Annotated in this window: 17 protein-coding genes and 1 other annotated feature; of the genes, 7 read left to right on the top strand and 10 right to left on the bottom strand. The window is 38.6% G+C overall.

Annotated elements, in window-relative coordinates:
* Positions 1–81 precede the first annotated feature (81 nt).
* Positions 82–609, bottom strand: a complete 528-nt coding sequence (locus ADF75_RS09390; protein ID WP_048789932.1) for a LysM peptidoglycan-binding domain-containing protein — start codon at positions 607–609, stop codon at positions 82–84.
* 230 nt (positions 610–839) lie between these two features.
* Between ADF75_RS09390 and sdaAB the strand changes: the two genes are divergently transcribed.
* The 3 genes from sdaAB to ADF75_RS09405 are packed head-to-tail and all read left to right on the top strand — an operon-like array spanning position 840 to position 3,023.
* Positions 840–1,511, top strand: coding sequence for an L-serine ammonia-lyase, iron-sulfur-dependent subunit beta (gene sdaAB / locus ADF75_RS09395; RefSeq protein WP_048789933.1), 672 nt, complete (start codon positions 840–842; stop codon positions 1,509–1,511).
* A 9-nt stretch (positions 1,512–1,520) separates the two neighbouring features.
* Complete coding sequence (gene sdaAA / locus ADF75_RS09400) at positions 1,521–2,393, top strand: L-serine ammonia-lyase, iron-sulfur-dependent, subunit alpha (protein WP_048789934.1); 873 nt, start codon at positions 1,521–1,523, stop codon at positions 2,391–2,393.
* A 3-nt stretch (positions 2,394–2,396) separates the two neighbouring features.
* Complete coding sequence (locus ADF75_RS09405; RefSeq protein WP_048789935.1) at positions 2,397–3,023, top strand: HAD hydrolase-like protein; 627 nt, start codon at positions 2,397–2,399, stop codon at positions 3,021–3,023.
* 165 nt (positions 3,024–3,188) lie between these two features.
* On the opposite strand, the gene ADF75_RS09410 is transcribed toward ADF75_RS09405, so the two are convergent.
* From ADF75_RS09410 to yfmF, 7 genes are all read right to left on the bottom strand, one after another.
* Positions 3,189–3,827, bottom strand: a complete 639-nt coding sequence (locus ADF75_RS09410) for a LysM peptidoglycan-binding domain-containing protein (protein WP_048789936.1) — start codon at positions 3,825–3,827, stop codon at positions 3,189–3,191.
* 171 nt (positions 3,828–3,998) lie between these two features.
* The gene (locus ADF75_RS09415; protein ID WP_048789937.1) at positions 3,999–4,793 is read right to left on the bottom strand and encodes an energy-coupling factor transporter transmembrane component T family protein; all 795 of its coding nucleotides are present in this window, start codon (positions 4,791–4,793) and stop codon (positions 3,999–4,001) included.
* A complete protein-coding gene (locus tag ADF75_RS09420; RefSeq protein WP_006595345.1) occupies positions 4,786–5,628 on the bottom strand; it encodes an energy-coupling factor ABC transporter ATP-binding protein in 843 nt (280 codons plus the stop codon). The genes ADF75_RS09415 and ADF75_RS09420 overlap by 8 nt, the downstream gene beginning before the upstream one ends.
* Positions 5,613–6,440, bottom strand: coding sequence for an energy-coupling factor ABC transporter ATP-binding protein (locus ADF75_RS09425; RefSeq protein ID WP_048789938.1), 828 nt, complete (start codon positions 6,438–6,440; stop codon positions 5,613–5,615). The genes ADF75_RS09420 and ADF75_RS09425 overlap by 16 nt, the downstream gene beginning before the upstream one ends.
* A complete protein-coding gene (gene pgsA, locus ADF75_RS09430) occupies positions 6,441–6,980 on the bottom strand; it encodes a CDP-diacylglycerol--glycerol-3-phosphate 3-phosphatidyltransferase (protein ID WP_006595343.1) in 540 nt (179 codons plus the stop codon).
* Positions 6,981–7,076: 96 nt separating this feature from the next.
* Positions 7,077–8,363 carry an EF-P 5-aminopentanol modification-associated protein YfmH gene (gene yfmH, locus ADF75_RS09435; protein ID WP_048789939.1) on the bottom strand — a complete coding sequence of 429 codons (1,287 nt, stop codon included), beginning with the start codon at positions 8,361–8,363 and terminating at the stop codon, positions 7,077–7,079.
* Positions 8,360–9,610 carry an EF-P 5-aminopentanol modification-associated protein YfmF gene (yfmF, locus tag ADF75_RS09440; protein WP_048789940.1) on the bottom strand — a complete coding sequence of 417 codons (1,251 nt, stop codon included), beginning with the start codon at positions 9,608–9,610 and terminating at the stop codon, positions 8,360–8,362. The genes yfmH and yfmF overlap by 4 nt, the downstream gene beginning before the upstream one ends.
* 152 nt (positions 9,611–9,762) lie before the next feature.
* Between yfmF and yaaA the strand changes: the two genes are divergently transcribed.
* Complete coding sequence (gene yaaA, locus ADF75_RS09445; RefSeq protein WP_048789941.1) at positions 9,763–10,128, top strand: S4 domain-containing protein YaaA; 366 nt, start codon at positions 9,763–9,765, stop codon at positions 10,126–10,128.
* A gap of 1 nt (position 10,129) precedes the next feature.
* Entirely contained in the window at positions 10,130–11,218 is a 1,089-nt protein-coding gene (gene recF, locus ADF75_RS09450) for a DNA replication/repair protein RecF (protein ID WP_048789942.1), read from the top strand.
* 81 nt (positions 11,219–11,299) lie between these two features.
* Here the strand turns inward: recF and guaB are convergent, their stop codons facing one another.
* Positions 11,300–12,781: an IMP dehydrogenase gene (gene guaB, locus ADF75_RS09455; RefSeq protein WP_048789949.1), complete on the bottom strand. Its 1,482-nt coding sequence runs from the start codon at positions 12,779–12,781 to the stop codon at positions 11,300–11,302.
* A 166-nt stretch (positions 12,782–12,947) separates the two neighbouring features.
* On the bottom strand, positions 12,948–13,973 hold the full coding sequence (gene trpS / locus ADF75_RS09460) for a tryptophan--tRNA ligase (protein WP_048691007.1): 1,026 nt from the start codon (positions 13,971–13,973) through the stop codon (positions 12,948–12,950).
* Between the two features lie 51 nt (positions 13,974–14,024).
* Positions 14,025–14,250, bottom strand: a binding site (T-box leader).
* A gap of 143 nt (positions 14,251–14,393) precedes the next feature.
* Between trpS and ADF75_RS09465 the strand changes: the two genes are divergently transcribed.
* The gene (locus ADF75_RS09465; RefSeq protein WP_048789943.1) at positions 14,394–16,016 is read left to right on the top strand and encodes an ATP-binding cassette domain-containing protein; all 1,623 of its coding nucleotides are present in this window, start codon (positions 14,394–14,396) and stop codon (positions 16,014–16,016) included.
* Positions 16,017–16,077: 61 nt separating this feature from the next.
* Positions 16,078–18,666, top strand: coding sequence for a YfhO family protein (locus ADF75_RS09470; RefSeq protein WP_048789944.1), 2,589 nt, complete (start codon positions 16,078–16,080; stop codon positions 18,664–18,666).
* Positions 18,667–18,787: the final 121 nt, after the last annotated feature.

The raw sequence follows: 18,787 nt of genomic DNA on the forward strand, positions 1-18,787 counted from the left end.
CTTCTTATTGGCTATCGTATCTATATGTTTACAAGTCTGTAAATCAAAAAAGAGTCCAATTGCTGAACTCTTTCATCTACTTTAATACCAGCCATTGGCCAGCCAGAAGTTTTTAGCCGCCGACCATGATCCATATCGGTTGACAACATATTGATTGGCTACTTTTTCCTGGTTTTCTGGTGACAAGTCACCGTTTAAATAAGAAAGCGATAACTGGTAACGACCATAGTATTGGCCATTTTGTGCTGTGTAACTGCCACTTGATTCCTTCTGGGCAATCCATTCTTTAGCCACTACATCTTCGGCACTCAAGCCATCTGAAGCAGATACCGTAGTTGTTGCTTTACTAGTGGTAGCTTGCTCTGTAGTATTGGTTGTTGCCTTCTCATCTTCAATCTCTAGAACTTGACCAACTGTAATGTGGTTGACGTTGCCAATCTTATTTTTCTGAGCAATCGCATCAACCGTTGTATTCTTCTCTTTAGCAATAGCTGATAAGGTATCACCTGACTTTACAGTGTAAGATTCTGCACTGGCAAGGATGGGAATAAACATTCCAGATAATAAGGTCAGTCCGATTACACGTTTTACAAATATTTTTTTATTCATGGTTTTACACTCCTTTTCTATATGTTCTTTATCTTACAGAAGAAATGTTTCAGAAACTTTATGAAATCACGTCAAATGTTTCAATAATATGTTAGCAAGAATAAAAAACACCTCAAATAAACTAGTTTTAAGTATCTTTTAAGTTTAAAACAAAATTTCCCTCTTAAATAGAAGAAAACATGCCCTAGATTTGTTATAATGAAAGAAAAGAAACCCTAAGGAGCTGACTGATGAATTCGCTTAAATTCCAATCCATATTTGATATTATTGGACCGGTTATGATTGGACCTTCTAGTAGCCACACTGCTGGAGCTGTTCGTATTGGAAAAATTGTCTCTTCTATTTTTGGAGAGGATCCTACAGAAGTTGAATTTCAGTTGTTTAATTCCTTTGCCAAAACCTATCGCGGCCACGGGACAGACTTGGCCCTTGTAGCTGGTATTTTGGGGATGGACACAGATGATCCAAGAATCCCCAATAGTCTTGAAATTGCTCATGAAAGAGGAATTCGAATCGTCTGGTCTATTCAAAAAGAGAGCAATGCGCCTCATCCAAATACGACGACCATCACGGTGAAAAATGAGCACAAAACCATCTCCGTCACAGGAATTTCTATTGGTGGGGGAAATATACAAGTCACCGAGTTAAATGGCTTTGCAATTTCTCTAAATATGAACACCCCAACTATTATTATTGTTCACCAAGACGTTCCTGGGATGATTGCCCATGTAACAGAAGCCCTTTCCCGCTATGATATCAATATCGCCCAAATGAATGTAACCCGCGAAAAAGCCGGCGAAAAGGCTATTATGATTATTGAAGTGGATTCTCGAAATTGTGACGAAGCGATTGAGTTAATCCGTCAAATTCCTCATTTACACAATGTGAATTTCTTTCAATAAGGAGACCCCATGTTTTATTCCATTACCGAACTAGTTGAGCAAGCGACCCTCCACTATGAAGGAAATGTCGCAGAATTAATGATTGCAACTGAGTTTGAACTAACTGGTCGCGAGCGCGAAGAAGTTCTGACTCTTATGACTCGAAACCTCGAAGTCATGAAAGAATCCGTTCATCTTGGACTCAATGACCAACTTTCTCGAAGTGGCTTGACTGGTGGAGATGCTGCAAAACTAGATCGCTATATTCGATCTGGAAAAGCCCTCTCTGACTATACTGTCCTAACCGCTGCCAAAAATGCTATTGCTGTCAACGAACACAATGCAAAAATGGGCTTGGTCTGTGCTACTCCCACTGCTGGATCAGCTGGTTGCTTACCCGCTGTTCTTACTTCAGCCATCGAAAAACTCCATTTAGATAAACACCAACAATTGGAGTTCTTATTAGCCGCAGGAGCCTTTGGACTGGTTATTGCCAACAATGCATCGATTTCAGGAGCCGAGGGAGGCTGTCAAGCTGAGGTTGGATCAGCATCTGCTATGAGTGCGGCTGCCTTGACGTTAGCTGCTGGGGGAAGCCCTTACCAAGCTAGCCAAGCCATTTGTTTCGTCATTAAAAATATGCTAGGCTTAATTTGTGATCCTGTTGCAGGACTGGTAGAGGTTCCTTGTGTCAAACGAAATGCTATGGGTGCAAGCTATGCATATATTGCGGCGGATATGGCTCTGGCAGGAATTGAATCCAAAATCCCTGTTGATGAAGTCATCGATGCTATGTACCAGGTCGGATCAAGCCTGCCAACTGCCTTTAGAGAAACGGCTGAAGGTGGTCTAGCAACTACTCCAACTGGGAAACGGCTACAGCAAGAAATATTTGGAGAATAATCTATGAAGTACATATTTTTCGACTTGGATGGGACCTTAGTCGATAGTTCTGAAGGCATTGAAACCACCTTTCTACACACTTTTAACCTGCTGGGGGTTCCGACACCTGATAAAGAGACTATTCGAACCTTTATGGGGCCTCCACTCGAGGTTACATTTACAAACCATGTCCCAAAAGAACTTGTTACAAAAGCTGTAGAAATCTATCGCACCTATTACAAAGAAACTGGCCAACAACAAACCTATCTCTACCCAGGTATCAAAGAACTCCTTCATCAATTGAAGGAATTGGGTTATCACTTATTCATCACCACCTCTAAGAATCAGGAAGTGAGTCTCGAAATAGCCCATTCACTAGGAATTAATGATTACTTTGATGGGATTTATGGTTCTATCCCAGGATTCATGCACAAAGCTGATATCATTCAGCGTGTACTGGTGGACCATCAAATTCCAAAAGAGGAAGCTTGCATCGTTGGGGATACTAAATTTGACATCATTGGGGGAAAAACCATTGGTATTCACACAATTGCAGTCAGTTGGGGATTTGCACCCCTAGAGCAATTAAAAGAGGAAACTCCCGATACCATCGTAGATTCCCCCCTAGCTTTACTCACTCATTTAAGTTAATAAAAGAGGTTTACAAATTTGTAAACCTCTTTTATGTATAAAATCACGTATGGGTAAGATCATCCATGGTTCACTAAGGTTGACTAACAAAGTCATTTTCTTTACAGCTCTTTCCAATACTTGTCAAGATAAGAAACAAAATAAAAAGAGGGTTTAACCTCTTTTTTAGTATCCCCAAGCTGAAAGCCCTTGGTTTGAATAGGCATTATAAGCTGCTTGGATTTGATCATCAACTGTAGCAGTTGAACCCCAACCTGGCATTGTTTGGAAAAGACCACTAGCTCCAGATGGATTTGCTGCGTTCACTTGACCATTTGATTCACGTGCAATAATGGCTTCCCAAGTTGATGCAGGAACTCCTGTCATTTCAGCCATACGAGCCGCTGCATAGGATCCAACTTCTCCAGCAGTATTCCCATTTGCAAGTACAATACCATTTCCAGAATTCGTAACAACAGGTGCTGCATTATAAGTGGCAGTAGTTGTTGTTTCTGCCACTACTTGATTTGTAGAAGCTTCGGCTGCTGGTTCTTGACTTACTGTGGCAGTATTTACTTTGTTGATCAATGATTTTGAACGTTCACCCAACTCAATAATTTGACCTGCATGGATCAAATCTTGGTTGCTGATTTGATTCAATTCAACAAGTTTTTCGATAGTAGTGTTATTCTTAATCGCAATTTCTGATAAAGTATCACCATATTTTACTTCATATGTTTCAGCATTCACTACCACACCAGAAACAAAAAGTGAAAGAGCTGAGATAATAGAAGTTAATGTCCATTGGACTTTTTTTGTGTTCATCAATACATTCTCCTTTCGAACATAATACTATCTTACACATTAAATGTTACAGTTAGTTATAATTTATGTTACAAAGGTTACAAAATCATGTATTTTTCATGCAAAAAACGCTATAAATAGCGTTTTTCTTCATTTTTTTAGAAAAATTCCCCTATATGTAGTGGTGGTATTCTAATATTTCAACCAAAAAATGATAGCACCAACTGCTACTACAGACAGAATAGCTACACTATCTAAAACTTGCCATTTTAACTGCCTATAACGGCTTCTTCCCTCTCCACTTTTATAACCTCTTGCCTCCATGGCAATTGCAAGAGCATCTGCACGTTTAAAACTTGATGCAAACAAGGGAATTAAAATCGGTATAAAAGAGCGGATCTTCTGAAGGAGATTCCCTTCTCCAAAATCAACCCCTCTAGCTCTCTGTGCATTCATAATGCGAATCGTATCATCCATTAGAGTGGGAACGAAACGAAGGCTCATAGACAACATGAGTCCAATTTCATGAGCAGGAACTTTGATGATTTTAAATGGAGTTAACAACTTTTCTACGGCATCTGCTAAGCTTAAGGGCGTTGTTGTCAGTGTTAAAATTGTTGAAAATACAACAATGAGAATAAAACGACAAAAGATCACACCAGCTTGAGCAAGTCCTTTATCCGTTACGGTCAAAAAATAAAATTGAACTAAAGTCTTACCGCCAGTCGTCGCAAACAACTGAAAGAGTGTGGTGAAAGCAATGATAAAAACCATTGATTTCAGGCCATTAATAAAAAAACGGAAGGGGATCTTGGCACTCAAAATCAACGCAAAGGCCAATAAAAACAACAGGGCATTCGTCAACACATTATTGGCCCAAAACAAAATAACAATTAACAAGAAAAGTCCTAGTAACTTTGCCCTTGGATCCATACGATGTAGAATGGAATTACCTGGTACATATCGTCCTAAAATCATACTATTCATGTCCAATTAACTCCTTAAACTCCTGTAAAGTGATTGGTAAAGTTGGCAAAGATAGTCCTTTTTGACGTAAGCGCCAAGCAAATTTCGTCACTTTCGGTACGCCTAATTGTATGTTTTCTAATCCTTCTACATCCTGAAATACATCCCTTGGATGCCCAGACCTCACAATTCGTCCTTTTTCCAAAACATAAACAAGATTTGCGTATTCTGCCACATCTTCCATAGAATGACTAACAAGAACGATGGTCATCCCAGCTTGATGAAGTGACGCAAATAGCTTCATTAATTCCCGTCTACCTGACGGATCCAAACCAGCTGTCGGCTCGTCCAAGACCAAAATTTCAGGTTCCATCGCTAAAATGCCTGCAATAGCGACCCGTCTCATTTGCCCTCCAGACAATTCAAAGGGACTCCGTTCAAACAACTCTTCAGAAAGACCGACTAAGCGTAATTTTTCCTTAGCAATGCTCTCAGCTGACTCTTGGTCTACTCCAAAATTTTGAGGCCCAAATGCGACATCTTTTACAACAGTCTCAGCAAAGAGTTGACTTTCTGGAAATTGAAAGACGAGACCCACTTTTTTTCGAAGATCCTTTAGCTCTTTTTGAGAAGACTCAGAACTAATGCGCATATCATTCATTTGCACTTCCCCTCGACTGGGCAAAAGCAAACCATTTAATAATTGGAGGATGGTTGATTTTCCACTTCCAGTATGCCCAATTAGAGCTGTATAAGAACCGCTTGGGATTTCTATATTCACATCAAAAAGAGCCGCTCCTTCAAAAGGAGTACCTTCTTGATAGGTATAACTAAGCTGTTTTAAAGCAATTCCCATAATAGTTTCTCTAGCTCTCCTTCAGTCTGATAGGTTTCTCCAACTGGAAAACCATTTTGATGTAACATGCTGCGCAATCGATTAGCGAAAGGCTCTTCTAATCCAATTTCATATAGATCATCTCGAGAAAAGAGTTCTCTTGGAGTCAGATCCAAGGTCGCTTTTCCTTTTTCAAAGAGAATAACCCGATCACTTAGGGAAACTTCCTCTAAATCATGGGTAATAGAAATAACGGTTAACCCATATCGTTCTTTGACTTCTCGAACCGTACGAATTAGTTCTAGACGCCCTTCAGGATCCAACATACTGGTTGCTTCATCTAAAATGATGATTTTAGGTCGTAAAGCAATAATTCCAGCAATGGCCACTCGTTGCTTTTGTCCACCAGATAATCTAGCGGGTTCTCGATCTTTGAATTCATCCATGTGGACCATCTTCAAAGCTTCGTCTACTCGTTGCACCATTTCATCTCTTGGAATTCCTTGGTTCTCCAACCCAAACGCCACATCATCTTCCACAGTAGCTCCAACAAACTGGTTATCTGGATTCTGAAAAACCATACCAATCTCACTACGTTTATCCCAAACATTTTTAGGAGTTAACAAATCTCCAGAAATATAGATTTGACCAGATTCCGGTTCCAACAAGCCATCAATCAAGCGTACCACTGTTGATTTACCACTTCCGTTATGTCCAATAATGGATAACCATTCACCATGTTTCACGTGAAACGAAATATCATTTAACTGATGGTTCTCATCTGTTTTTTGGTATTTAAATGTAAGATTTCGAACTTCTATAATATTATTCATTTATCTAAAGGTATCTTTAAAGAGGTAGGCACTGCCTTTAAAGTATTCATATCCAGAGTAGACTGTAAAGATTAGCGCAACATAAAGCGTAATTTGACCCAATAAATCCCAATGGAAGAGAAGGAAAATAATGGCAAACATTTGTGAGAAGGTTTTAATTTTTCCAGGCATAGCTGCTGGCAAAACAACTCCTCCTGTTTCAACCAATAAGAGACGGAGGCCAGTTACGGCTAATTCACGGCAAATTATAACTGCAGTAATCCAAGCCGGAACCATCTTTAATTCAATCATCATGATAAAGGCAGACATAACAAGAAGCTTATCAGCCATAGGATCCGCAAATTTTCCAAAGTTACTAACAACTTTCCATTTACGAGCTAAATAACCGTCCAAATAATCGGTGATACTAGCAACAGCAAAGACAATAGCTGCTGCTACATGCCAACCATAACCTTTACCAAATATTAGCATCAAAATAAAAATAGGAATAAACACAATTCGAATCAGTGTTAAGGCATTTGGGATATTTTCTTTTTTCATTCTAGTCTCCTTACTAGTTTACATGATCATTTACATCTAATTGACAAAATCAACGTCGATTTAATTCAACAAAAACATCATTCCACTATTATCCCGTTATTTAGGGAAAATGATAAAGTCCGTCATATCACAAGCGTTGACAAAATCTCGCCCAACCTTTACAACATCTTGTAAAGAAATACTTTGTAAAAGTTTTGGAAGATCAAATAGATTTTCACCCGTCTCAATTGGATTAAATTGAGTCGCAATATAATCCAAGGAATTCAAACCGTGTAGAAAATCACCAAACATTTCACTTTTAATCGTATCGAGATGTTCTTGGGTCACATCAGGATCTTTCTCAAAATTCTTAATGGCCGTTCTGAACTGATGGGATATACTAACAGGTTCCGAGGTGTCCATCGTTAACATCACAAAGTGAAACGAAGACTCTACTTCAATTTCTAGTGTCAAGGAGTTGTCAAGTTTACCAACTTCATAAAGTGACTGAAATCGTTTTGATGTCCATCCAAACATCATTGCAAACAATAATTTGAGGATAATCTTATAGCGATACTGGTAAAGAGGAGGAATCTGATTTCTTCCACGAATTCCAATTGCTAATTTCGGTGAAGCAACTTCAATCCGACTTGTCTCATTTTGAACAACTGGATTTAAGTCCACGGGTGAGATATGAGGAAGAGGATTTGAAGAGGTCTTCATCTCAAATTCAGAAACAAGGTTAACAAGACTGTCAAGATCAAAATTTCCGACAACCACTAGATGCATATTGGATGGTTGGTAAAAATAATCGAAATTTTCCTGTAAACTTTTTTCATCATTTTGAGCGAGAGAAGATACAGTACCTGCAATATCTTGGGCCAAGGGTGTATCTGGATAAAGATTTGCCAACGCCCTAAAGAATAATTGGTAGTCAGGACTATCTTGGTACATTTCGATCTCTTGTTGAATAATCAATTGTTCCTTCTTTAGAGAATCCTTTGAGAGATGAAGAGATTGTGTCATCTCCAGTAACAATCTCAGATTTTCATTGATATTCGAGGTGGTCGAAAAGAGATAGCTAGTTTGTGTAAAGCTAGTAAAGGCATTACTTTCAGCTCCCAGCTTTACAAAATGCTGTAAATAATCTTGACCGTCTTGATCTTCAAATAATTTATGTTCAAGAAAATGTGCAATCCCTGCTGGAAATTCTTTTATTCCCTCTACTCCATCCACTGTAAATCTTGTGTCAATAGAACCGAATTTAGTAGAAATGATTGCATAGCTTTCATTAAAATCCGCCTTTGGAATTAAATATAACTTCAATCCATTTTGGAGAGTTGTCTGATAAACACATTCTCCAACAGCTGGATAATCTATTTTCTCCAAATCTTTCTTTATCATTCTCTTCCTTCCATAAAATAGACCGCTTGTAATTTGAGTAATTTGGCAACAGCCATAATTTCTTCTTTCGTCACCAGTTGAATAGCTTGGATCCAATCATCAATTGACAAGAACTGATTTCCTAAAGTAGATTGTAAATAAGCTCTTTCAATCAAGGTGCCAGGTCGATCCTGCGACAATTTTGCTGCATTTATAATCATTTCTTTTGTCAAGCGCAGCTCTTCACTTGTAAACTTCCCTCTCTTCAAGTCACTTACTTGACGACTCATCAGAGTCATGGTCCGGGTTCTATTTTTTCGATCAATCCCTGCATAGATCCGCATAAAATGAGAAAAAATATCAAAATGGCTAGAGATCGTATAAGCCAATCCTTCTTTTTCTCGAATGACTGTAAACAATTTTGAGTGAGAGAAAGCACCCAGTAAACCATTTAAAACAATCAAAGCAAAATGCTCTTTTTCTCCATACTGAACAGGAAAATGATAACCTAACTCTAAAATAGATTGATGAGTTTCTCTTTGCTCAAGTCCTTCTCTGACAACATTTGAAAAAGATTGGGCATAAAAAAGGTTGACATGAGATTTACGAGGTTGTAAACCAAATTCACTAATCTTTTCAATGACCGCTAGTTCATTGAAATCACCCATAAAGAAAAAGTCAATCAGATTTGTTTGAAGCATTTCTTGAAATGCTTGATAAGCTGACCCTTCATCCTCATTCTGAATCTGCTGGACACTTCCATACTTACTTAGTTTCATATCAGCTTGATCATAAAACAAACGATTCAATTGTTGGTGAGCATAATAAAAATGATTTTCAATTTCTGCTTCTAGTTCTGTAACGAGATTTTTTTTCTCTACTGAAAAAGTTTCTGAATGAAAGCACCCGTTTTCTGCAAGAGGAGCATTCAGAGATACCTTTAATAAATCCAACATCTGATCTGTCAAGACATTTTTCTTGCTCAAAAAAGCATCACGGACATAAGATAAATTAATATCAATGTAGTGCATTTGACCGCGTTTTGAAACAGAAGTAGAAAAATTTGCTCCATACAAGTTCGCCAACTGCTCTCTAAATTGCTGGGAAGTTGGGTAAAGTTGATTGGCTGTTTCAATCATGCGTGAAGCTAGAACTCGTCCTGCTATTGTTTCTTCAGAAAGAGGGGCCGAGAACCGCACTTTTATCTCATTGGTCTTAAATTTTTCTGATTTCATAAAATGGATTTGAACACCAGTAACTAATTCCATCGTCATCCTCGTTCTAACAAATATTACTCTTCATTATATCATGAAATCCCAGTAAAATCTTTCCCAGACAGATTAAAAAACGTTTACACTGACTCGCCCTATTTTAGGTTTTTCATCCTTTTATGGTATAATAACTATCATTGAGGTGAACTATGAACTATAAACTTTTTGATGAATTTATCACACTACAAGCCCTATTTAAAGAACTGGGAATCATTCAAAGCGGTGGAGCTATCAAAGCCTTTTTACACGAAAATCAAGTAGAGGTCAATGGAGAAGTGGAAACCAGAAGAGGACGTAAGTTACGAGTCGGAGATACAATCGAAGTAATTGGTGAGAAGGAAGTCATAACACTGACAGAACCTAGTCCAGAAGAGATTGAAGACTATCAAGCGGACAAGCTGGAAAAAGAACGCGTTGCTCAATTAGTGAAGAAATTAAACAAAGAACAAAAAAAAGATTCTAAACCTAAAAAAGAAGAGAATAAGCGGAAGCCTGTTCGTTTCCCAGGAACATAATATGTGGCTTAAATCCATACACATTCAGAAATTTCGAAATTATAAAGAAGTAGATCTTCAATTCCACTCTGGTTTGAATATTTTCTTAGGCCAAAATGCTCAAGGAAAAACCAATCTCCTCGAATCCATCTACTTTTTAGCCTTGACCCGCAGCCATCGGACCCGTTCCGATAAAGATTTAATTCATTTTCAAGAGGAACAATTTACTGTTTCAGGGATCTTAGAAAAAAAAACCGGCTCAATCCCTTTAGAAATTTCCTTATCCTCAAAAGGACGAGTCACTAAAGTGAACCACTTAAAACAAAGCAAGTTATCAACCTATATCGGTAACATGAATGTGGTTCTCTTTGCTCCAGAGGATTTACAACTTGTTAAAGGCTCACCCGCTCTTCGCCGCAAGTTTATTGATATTGATTTAGGCCAAATGAAACCCGTCTATCTATCAGATTTAACAGCCTATCATCATGTTTTAAAGCAGCGAAACAGTTACTTAAAAACAGCCAACACAGTAGACCCAACCTTTTTAGATGTTTTGGATGAGCAATTAGCAGATTATGGTAGCCGGGTCTGCATCCATCGGAAAGATTTTCTTAAAAAATTAGAAGACTTTGGGCAAGAGAAACATTTTGAAATTTCCAATCAAACTGAAAAACTATCTATTCGGTATGATTCCTCCATTCCTTTTCAAGATGAGGAGACACTTCGCCAAACCTTTATCACCTTGCTTCGAGAAAATCGTACAAAAGATCTCATCAAAAAAACAACCAGTGTTGGTCCTCACCGAGATGACATTAGCTTTTACATCAATGATATGAATGCGACTTTTGGTAGCCAAGGGCAGCACCGCAGTGTTGTTCTTTCCTTAAAATTGGCAGAGATTTCATTAATTGAATCCTTGACAAATGAAAAGCCGATTTTACTCTTAGACGATGTTATGAGTGAACTTGACAACAATCGTCAACTACATTTACTAGAAGTTATCTCTCGTGACATCCAAACGTTTATTACAACTACAACTTTAGACCACCTAAAAGACTTGCCTGAGGACTTAAAAATCTTCAATATCCAATCAGGTCAAGTTGACGAATAATTAACAAAGTTGTCAATTTTGATTGACAACTTTTTGACACAATAAAAGTGTGAAATCATAAGATTTCACACTTTTATTTTTTTATTGAACAGAGTAGTTTGGTGCTTCATTGGTAATTTGGACATCGTGTGGGTGGCTTTCTTTCAAACCTGCCCCAGACATTTCAACAAATTGTGCATTTTCGTGCAATTCTTGAAGGTTGGCAGCTCCAACATAGCCCATACCAGAACGGATACCACCAATCATTTGGAAGACGATATCGGCTGCTGAACCCTTATAAGCAACCCGACCTTCGATTCCTTCTGGCACCAATTTGTTGGCTTCATTAACAGAACCTTGGAAGTAGCGGTCGCTTGAACCTTTTTTCATTGCTGCAATAGATCCCATACCACGATAAGTCTTGAACTTACGTCCTTGGAAGATTTCAGTTTCACCTGGTGCTTCATCTGTTCCTGCAAACATAGATCCAAGCATGACTGCATGACCACCAGCAGCAAGAGCTTTTACAATATCTCCAGAATACTTGATCCCTCCGTCCGCGATAATGGTTTTTCCATATTCACGCGCAACAGCGGCTGCGTCATAAATCGCTGTAACTTGAGGAACTCCGACACCAGCAATCACACGAGTTGTACAGATTGAACCAGGTCCAATCCCTACCTTAACTACGTCAACACCTGCATCATAGAGAGCACGCGCTCCCTCAGCTGTAGCAATATTACCTGCAATCAAGGTGCGATCTGGGAAATGAGCGCGAATTTCAGCGATTTTACGAAGAACACCTGCAGAATGACCATGGGCTGTATCGATGACAATAGCATCCGCACCAGCTTCAAACAATGCTTCCGCACGCTCAAAAGTGTCAGATGTAACTCCGACAGCACCTGCTACTAAAAGACGACCAAATTCGTCTTTCGCTGCATTTGGAAACTCAATAACTTTTTCAATATCCTTAATGGTAATCAAACCTGACAAACGACCATTTTCATCCACCAATGGTAATTTTTCAATACGGTGTTCTTGAAGAATCCGTTCAGCTGTTTCTAAATCTGTACCAACTGGTGCAGTCACAAGATTCTCGCTGGTCATATGGTTGGAAATCGGTTGATTATAATCAGAAATAAAGCGTAGGTCACGGTTGGTCAAGATCCCTACTAGTTTACGGTTTTCCATGGTTTCAACCACAGGTACACCACTGATCCGGTAACGTCCCATAAGTTCATCGGCTTCAGCAATAGTATGTTCAGGTGTTAAGAAAAATGGGTCAATAATAACGCCGTTTTCAGAGCGTTTTACTTTACGAACTTCATCTGCTTGTTGGGCAATGGACATATTTTTATGAATAACCCCAAGTCCTCCAGCACGGGCAATGGCAATAGCCATTTGGCTTTCAGTAACTGTATCCATCGCAGCTGTGATAATTGGGATATTCAACACAAGGTTATCCGCCAATTTTGTACGAAGATCTGCATCGTTTGGTAATACATGACTTTCAGCTGGAATGAGCAATACATCATCGAAGGTATAACCTTTTTTCAAAAATTTAGTGTCCCAATTTGACATTCCCATTTTCCTCTTTTCTTTCTTTTTGAGCCAAGCTCGTCTTTTTTGATTGATAATATCATACCATTCTACGATAATTTGTCAATCATTTGTACAATATTTCAAAAAGAGGTATTAAAACCTCTTTTGAATCATTTTTTTATTGAATCATCTCAATATCAAGAGCTTACTTGAAATAGTTTAATCCCATAGCAGATTTGACTTGATCAAGCGTTTCTGCTGCAACCGAACGGGCTACTTCACTACCTTTTTGAAGCATATCATAAACTTGACCCATATCTTTAGCAAATTCAATCCGACGTTCGCGAATAGGGCCCAACTCTCTTTCAAGAATCTCTAACAAATAGCGTTTGGTTTTAACATCTCCTAAACCACCCCGTTGGTAATGGTCTTTCATTTCTTGAATGGTCGCTTGATCTTCTTCTTTTCCAAACACATCTAAATAATGGAAAACCATATTTCCTTCGATTTTTCCTGGATCTTCGACACGAATATGCTCAGGATCTGTATACATACTCATGACCTTTTTCTTCAAGGTGTCCATATCATCGGCTAAATAAATACCATTTCCAAGAGATTTAGACATCTTAGCATTCCCATCCAATCCAGGCAAACGACCCGCGGCCTCATTTTCTGGGAAAATTCCTTCCGGTTCAACCAAGACATCACAATGATACGCATGATTAAAGGAACGAACAATTTCACGAGTTTGCTCAATCATGGGCTTTTGGTCAGTTCCAACAGGCACGAGATTGGCTTTAAAAGCGGTAATATCTGCAGCTTGGGAAACAGGATAAACCAAGAAACCAGATGGAATAGACTCTCCGAATCCTTTTTGGGCAATTTCTGTCTTAACGGTTGGGTTTCGTTCCAAACGTGAAACAGAGACCAAATTCATGTAATACATGGTCAATTCCGCTAGCTCAGGGATTTGACTTTGAATAAAAATAGTTGATTTCTTTGGATCTAAACCAGCTGCTAAATAATCTAGAGCAACATTTCCAATAGACTCAACAATGGTTTGTGGATCTTTAGCATGATCCGTTAGGGCTTGCTGATCGGCTAAAAAGACAAACATCTGGTACTTGTCTTCATTTTGCATAAGAACTCGATTCTTCAACGAACCGACATAGTGTCCAATATGGAGCTTCCCAGTCGGGCGATCTCCAGTTAAAATAATCGGCTTGGTCATTTTTCTTCCTCCCTGAAGTACAAAATAAAAGCCCACGCATAGCAAAAACTATGCGAGGGCGTCTGAGACACGGTGCCACCTCACTTAGAACAGCATATGCTGTTCTCTCTAACTCATCACAAATGAGCTGCACATAAGGCCTGCTAGCCGAATCTCTATTGGTTAAGATTCTATTTGAACATCAGTCCATTTCATTCTGTTTCGTTGCTTATTTTCAGCAACCATAAGCTCTCTAAAATACGAATACAGATTACTCTTCTGATTGCTTTTCATTATATAATGACATCAAAGGAAAGTCAAGTTCTTCACCCTTTTCTACAGACTAAATGACTTCCTCCAACGCATAAGGGTATTCATTGAAAAATCAAGCGTTTTCTAGTAAAATAGGCTTATATAGACAGAAAAAGAGGAGAACTATACGTGCTAACAGTTACAGACGTCTCACTACGTTTTAGTGATCGTAAACTTTTTGATGATGTCAACATCAAATTTACAGAAGGAAATACCTATGGTTTGATTGGGGCCAATGGTGCTGGAAAATCAACCTTTTTAAAAATCTTAGCTGGGGATATTGAACCGACAACTGGTCATATTTCTCTTGGACCAGACGAACGTCTTTCTGTTCTTCGTCAAAATCACTTTGACTACGAAGATGAGCGTGCCATTGATGTCGTTATCATGGGAAATGAAAAACTTTATAGCATCATGAAGGAAAAAGATGCTATCTATATGAAGGAAGATTTTTCAGATGAAGACGGTGTCCGTGCAGCAGAACTCGAAGGAGAATTCGCTGAACTAGGTGGTTGGGAAGCGGAAAGTGAAGCTTCACAACTCCTCCAAAATCTGAATATTCCAGAAGAGCTCCACTACCAAAATATGAGTGAACTAGCAAATGGAGATAAAGTGAAAGTCCTCCTAGCCAAAGCTCTCTTTGGTAAACCAGACGTCCTTCTTTTGGACGAGCCAACTAACGGTCTTGATATTCAATCCATTACCTGGTTAGAAGATTTCTTGATTGATTTCGAGAATACCGTTATCGTTGTATCTCACGACCGTCACTTCTTGAATAAAGTATGTACCCACATGGCCGACCTAGACTTTGGAAAAATCAAACTCTATGTTGGTAACTATGATTTCTGGAAAGAATCATCTGAACTGGCTGCCAAGTTGTTAGCAGACCGTAATGCTAAAGCAGAAGAAAAAATCAAACAATTACAAGAATTTGTGGCTCGTTTCTCTGCCAATGCGTCAAAATCAAAACAGGCAACGTCGCGTAAAAAGATGCTTGACAAGATTCAGTTAGAAGAAATTGTCCCATCTAGCCGAAAATACCCATTTATCAGCTTTAAAGCGGAGCGAGAAATTGGAAATGATCTGTTGACAGTAGAGAACTTATCTGTAAAGATTGACGGTGAAACTATTCTTGACAACATCAGCTTCATCTTACGTCCAGGTGACAAGACGGCTCTTATCGGTCAAAACGATATCCAAACAACTGCCTTGATCCGCGCCATTATGGGTGAAATCGAATATGAAGGAACTGTCAAGTGGGGAGTTACAACTAGCCGCTCTTACTTACCAAAAGACAATTCAGCTGACTTTGCAGGTGGCGAATCAATTCTTGACTGGTTGCGTCAATTCGCAAGTAAAGAAGAAGATGACAATACCTTCCTTCGTGGATTCCTCGGACGCATGCTCTTCTCTGGAGATGAGGTTAACAAGCCTGTCAACGTCTTGTCAGGGGGAGAAAAGGTGCGCGTGATGCTTTCAAAACTCATGCTTTTGAAGTCAAACGTTCTTGTACTTGACGATCCTACAAATCACTTGGATTTGGAATCAATTTCAAGCTTGAACGATGGATTGAAAAACTTCAAAGAATCGATCATCTTTGCCAGTCACGACCATGAGTTTATTCAAACTCTTGCCAACCATATCATTGTTCTTTCAAAAAATGGTGTCATTGACCGGATTGATGAAACCTATGATGAATTCTTAGAAAACCAAGAAGTTCAAGAAAAAGTTAAAGAACTTTGGAAAGACTAAGAATCACTCCAAATGATCAAAAACCCTGGAACCTTTGTTTCAGGGTCTTTCAATAGACTATATGAAATTTAAAAAATATCTATCACACCCCATCATTGTTTACTTTACAGCTTTTTTACTTCCCTTTACAATCTTATTTTTCGTCTACCTCAGTCAGGGCATTTATTGGGGGAGTGAAACTTCTCCTTTATTAGGTGATGGCTTTCATCAATACGTTATTTTCGACGTTACTTTACGAAATATTTTACACGGAACCGACAGCTTCCTTTACAGCTTTACAAGTGGGCTCGGGTTAAATTTCTACGCTCTTTCCAGCTATTACTTAGGAAGTTTTCTATCTCCCTTTGTCTTCTTCTTTGACAGTTTATCCATGGTTGATTCCCTCTATCTCTTTACACTGATAAAAATAGGATTGATTGGGTTGTCAACTTATTATTCCATTAAGGGAATCTATCCTCAACTGCAAACATTCTTGGTTCTTTCGCTGTCAACTTTGTTTGCGTTAATGAGTTTCTCCGTCAGTCAGATTGAAATCAAAACCTGGCTCGATGTCTTCATTTTGGCTCCTCTTATTCTGTTAGGTTTACACCGTTTGATGACTCAAAAGAAGCGGGTTCTCTACTTTACAAGCTTGACTATCCTCTTCATCCAAAATTATTATTTTGGATTTATGATGGCTATCTTCTTGACATTATGGTATTTCACGCAGCTTTCCTGGGACTTTAAAGAAAGAAGATCTTCTTTCTTTGACTTTACAATTGTGTCAATTTTAGCAGGGGTCACTAGCTTGATCATGATTTACCCCACCATATTGGATTTACGAACTCATGGAGAAAACTTTACCAAGATTACAAGAACCTTTACAGAAAATAGTTGGTACTTAGACGTTTTTGCAAAGAATTTAATTGGTAGTTTTGATACAACAAAATATGGGGCTATCCCTATGATCTATGTTGGTCTATTTCCATTCTTACTTGCCTTTCTATTTTTCTTTGTCAAATCGATTCGGTTTCACGTGAAACTAGCTTATTTGACTTTATTAGTCATTCTTATTGCAAGTTTCTATTTACAAGCTCTGGATTTATTCTGGCAAGGTATGCATGCTCCTAATATGTTTCTTCACCGTTATGCCTGGCTTTTTTCATTGACTATTTTGTTCATGGCGGCAGAAGCACTAAATCGGTTAAAAGAAATCAATTGGCAACGACTCTGCCTAACTTTCAGTTTAATTAGCATTGGATTTATCCTCACCTTTCTCTATCGCAAGCATTATTCTTTCTTGACAAGCAGTCATTTTGTCTTGACACTAGAATTCCTTCTTGTATTCTTTACTGTGACACTTGCCTTTACAGTTCGTAAACTTTCTTATCCAATTTTTTCTGCTGTTATTCTCTTCTTCTGTTTGTTTGAAATTAGTATAAACAGCTATTATCAGATCGATGGAATTGCAAATGAATGGGTATTTGCAGCTCGTTCTTCTTACCAAGGAAAGATTCCATCAATTGATAAATTGACATCAAGTTTACAGGATGATCAAGAATTTTACCGAACAGAGATTCTCCAACCTCAAACAGGTAATGACAGCATGAAATACAATTTTAGAGGGATCTCCCAGTTTTCATCTGTCAGAAATACAGATACCAGTTCGACCCTAGACAAACTCGGTTTTAAATCAGATGGAACCAACTTGAACTTGCGCTATCAAAACAATACATTACTAATGGATAGTCTGTTCGGGATCAAATACAATATTTCAGATAGGAATCCCCAAAAGTTTGCTTTTCATAAATTGGAAACGCAAGGAAATCAGACCTTGTATCAAAATGAAAAAGCTCTTTCACTAGCATTTCTAACCGCAAGTCCCTACAAGGATATCCCATTTTCTAATCTAACCTTAGATAACCAAAAGAACTTTCTCAATCATCTAACGGGGCAATCGTTGACTTACTATCAGCGATTACATCCACTGAAAACTGGTGCAGACGATCCTTCTCAAGGACCTCAAAAGGCTAAAGTTGAAGCAGATAGTTTTCTGACTTATGCCAGTATCGAATATGAGCTCTATGTTCAAAACGATAGTCAACTTTATGTAAACCTTCCTTCTTTAGAATTTGAGAATGAAGATTATACCGATGTTGAGATCATTACGAATGGCCAAGTCAACCGCTATACAACAGACAATGTCTTTCCATTCTTCACCATTGGTCACTTTACAGCAGGAGAAACTGTTAAGGTTCGAATTGCCTTCCCTGAAAATTCTACCGTAACCTTCCAAACTCCAGAATTTTTTGCTTTGAACCTTCAAGCCTACCAGGAAGCCTTTGAAAGGTTGCACCAACAAGAAGTTCATGTGCAAACCAAAGGAAATACCGTCACTGCAGATTTTACAGCAGACCACCATACAAGTCTCTTTTTCACCCTTCCTTATGATAAAGGGTGGACAGCGACGATCAATAATCAACCTGTCCCTATTCAAAGGGCTCAAAAAGGATTTATGACTGTTGATGTCCCTAAAGGAAAAGGACAGGTTGTTCTACAGTTCATTCCACATGGGTTAAAAGAAGGAACCATCGCTTTCCTACTCGGAATTCTTTCCTTCGCTTGCTACAATGCTATTCGAAAGAAATCTCAATCCTCAAAAAATCAGTAAATTCGCATCATAAAGAGCCCCATCAGTTTGAAGGGGCTCTTATTTTATACAAAAAAAGCATCCCTTAGGATGCTAGTTTAGCTCCGCCAGTAGGACTCGAACCTACGACATCATGATTAAC

This window comes from Streptococcus sp. 1171_SSPC (assembly GCF_001069335.1).
In the GTDB taxonomy this organism is placed as follows: Bacteria; Bacillota; Bacilli; order Lactobacillales; family Streptococcaceae; genus Streptococcus; species Streptococcus xiaochunlingii.

Bases quoted from the DNA above. Each gene is read 5' to 3' on its own strand.
- trpS (WP_048691007.1), bottom strand. From the start codon at position 13,973: ATGACCAAGCCGATTATTTTAACTGGAGATCGCCCGACTGGGAAGCTC.
- ADF75_RS09410 (WP_048789936.1), bottom strand. From the start codon at position 3,827: ATGAACACAAAAAAAGTCCAATGGACATTAACTTCTATTATCTCAGCT.
- yaaA (WP_048789941.1), top strand. From the start codon at position 9,763: ATGAACTATAAACTTTTTGATGAATTTATCACACTACAAGCCCTATTT.
- ADF75_RS09390 (WP_048789932.1), bottom strand. From the start codon at position 609: ATGAATAAAAAAATATTTGTAAAACGTGTAATCGGACTGACCTTATTA.
- recF (WP_048789942.1), top strand. From the start codon at position 10,130: ATGTGGCTTAAATCCATACACATTCAGAAATTTCGAAATTATAAAGAA.
- guaB (WP_048789949.1), bottom strand. From the start codon at position 12,781: ATGTCAAATTGGGACACTAAATTTTTGAAAAAAGGTTATACCTTCGAT.
- ADF75_RS09420 (WP_006595345.1), bottom strand. From the start codon at position 5,628: ATGGGAATTGCTTTAAAACAGCTTAGTTATACCTATCAAGAAGGTACT.
- yfmH (WP_048789939.1), bottom strand. From the start codon at position 8,363: ATGATAAAGAAAGATTTGGAGAAAATAGATTATCCAGCTGTTGGAGAA.
- sdaAA (WP_048789934.1), top strand. From the start codon at position 1,521: ATGTTTTATTCCATTACCGAACTAGTTGAGCAAGCGACCCTCCACTAT.
- pgsA (WP_006595343.1), bottom strand. From the start codon at position 6,980: ATGAAAAAAGAAAATATCCCAAATGCCTTAACACTGATTCGAATTGTG.
- yfmF (WP_048789940.1), bottom strand. From the start codon at position 9,610: ATGGAATTAGTTACTGGTGTTCAAATCCATTTTATGAAATCAGAAAAA.
- ADF75_RS09470 (WP_048789944.1), top strand. From the start codon at position 16,078: ATGAAATTTAAAAAATATCTATCACACCCCATCATTGTTTACTTTACA.
- sdaAB (WP_048789933.1), top strand. From the start codon at position 840: ATGAATTCGCTTAAATTCCAATCCATATTTGATATTATTGGACCGGTT.
- ADF75_RS09405 (WP_048789935.1), top strand. From the start codon at position 2,397: ATGAAGTACATATTTTTCGACTTGGATGGGACCTTAGTCGATAGTTCT.
- ADF75_RS09415 (WP_048789937.1), bottom strand. From the start codon at position 4,793: ATGAATAGTATGATTTTAGGACGATATGTACCAGGTAATTCCATTCTA.
- ADF75_RS09425 (WP_048789938.1), bottom strand. From the start codon at position 6,440: ATGAATAATATTATAGAAGTTCGAAATCTTACATTTAAATACCAAAAA.